This is a genomic window from Burkholderia sp. Ac-20392 (assembly GCF_017104585.1).
Classification (GTDB): domain Bacteria; phylum Pseudomonadota; class Gammaproteobacteria; order Burkholderiales; family Burkholderiaceae; genus Burkholderia; species Burkholderia lata.
The window spans coordinates 1-1,986 of record NZ_JAAGPB010000923.1 but is presented as its reverse complement, the minus strand read 5'-3'; the positions used below and the strand labels follow the sequence as shown (position 1 = coordinate 1,986).

Here is a 1,986-nt window from a genome sequence, read left to right as displayed (position 1 = left end):
CGCCGTCGTTGGCGTAGTTGCTTTGCTGCACGCCGTTGTCGTTGACGCTGTAGTAGTGCGTCTTCGCAGCGTTGATTGCGGTCGAGGTCGAGGTCGACAGCGACGACACCGAGCTGTTCGTGCTGCTCAGGCCGGTGGACAGCGAGTTGATGCCGGTCGAGGTTGAGGTCGACAGCGAAGTGATCGAGCTGTTTGCCGACGAGAGGCCGGTCGAGGTCGAGGTCGACAACGACGTGATCGAGCTGTTAGCCGAGGATAGACCCGTCGAGGTCGACGTGGACAACGACGTGATCGAGCTGTTGGCCGACGACAGGCCGGTCGAGGTCGAAGTCGACAGCGACGTGATCGAGCTGTTGGCCGACGAAAGGCCCGTCGAGGTCGAAGTCGACAGCGAGGTGATCGAGCTATTGGCCGAGGACAGGCCGGTCGAGGTCGAAGTCGACAGCGACGTGATCGAGCTGTTCGCCGAGGACAGGCCCGTCGAGGTCGAGGTCGACAACGAAGTGATCGAGCTGTTAGCCGACGACAGGCCCGTCGAGGTCGAAGTCGACAGCGAGGTGATCGAGCTGTTGGCCGACGACAGACCCGTCGAGGTCGAGGTCGACAGCGAAGTGATCGAGCTGTTGGCCGACGAGAGGCCGGTCGACGTCGAAGTCGACAACGAACTGATCGAGCTGTTGGCCGACGACAGACCCGTCGAGGTCGAGGTCGACAGCGAAGTGATCGAGCTGTTGGCCGACGAAAGGCCGGTCGAGGTCGAGGTCGACAACGAAGTGATCGAGCTGTTAGCCGACGACAGGCCCGTCGAGGTCGAAGTCGACAGCGACGTGATCGAGCTGTTGGCCGAGGACAGACCCGTCGAGGTCGAAGTCGACAGCGAGGTGATCGAGCTATTGGCCGACGACAGGCCCGTCGACGTCGAAGTCGACAACGAACTGATCGAGCTATTGGCCGACGACAGGCCGGTCGAGGTCGAAGTCGACAGCGACGTGATCGAGCTGTTTGCCGACGACAGGCCCGTCGACGTCGAAGTCGACAACGAACTGATCGAGCTGTTGGCTGACGACAGACCCGTCGAGGTCGAAGTCGACAGCGACGTGATCGAGCTGTTGGCCGACGAAAGGCCCGTCGAGGTCGAAGTCGACAGCGAGGTGATCGAGCTATTGGCCGAGGACAGGCCGGTCGAGGTCGAAGTCGACAGCGACGTGATCGAGCTGTTCGCCGAGGACAGGCCCGTCGAGGTCGAGGTCGACAACGAAGTGATCGAGCTGTTAGCCGACGACAGGCCCGTCGAGGTCGAAGTCGACAGCGAGGTGATCGAGCTGTTGGCCGACGACAGGCCCGTCGAGGTCGAGGTCGACAGCGACGTGATCGAGCTGTTGGCCGAGGACAGGCCCGTCGAGGTCGAGGTCGACAACGAAGTGATCGAGCTGTTAGCCGACGACAGGCCCGTCGAGGTCGAAGTCGACAGCGAGGTGATCGAGCTGTTGGCCGACGACAGGCCCGTCGAGGTCGAGGTCGACAGCGAAGTGATCGAGCTGTTGGCCGACGAGAGGCCGGTCGAGGTCGAAGTCGACAGCGAAGTAATCGAGCTATTCGCCGAAGACAGGCCCGTCGAGGTCGAGGTCGACAACGACGTCACCGAACTATTCGTCGAACTGAGCCCCGTCGACAACGAACCAATCGAACTGGTGGCTGACGACAGCCCCGTCGACGTGGAGGTAGACAGCGACGTGATCGAGCTATTCGTCGACGACAAACCCGTCGAAGTCGAGGTCGACAACGAGGTCACCGAACTATTCGTCGAGCTGAGCCCTGTCGACAACGAACCAATTGAACTGGTGGCTGACGACAGCCCCGTCGACGTGGAGGTCGACAGCGACGTGATCGAGCTGTTCGCCGACGAGAGACCCGTCGACGTCGAAGTCGACAACGATGTGATCGAACTGTTCGCCGACGACAATCCCGTCGATGTCGAGGTCGACA

General features: G+C 61.7%; 1 pseudogene. It reads right to left on the bottom strand.

Annotation, left to right across the window (positions count from 1 at the left end):
• A pseudogene (locus G3N99_RS42265) lies at window positions 1-1,986 on the bottom strand (hemagglutinin); the annotation flags it as partial.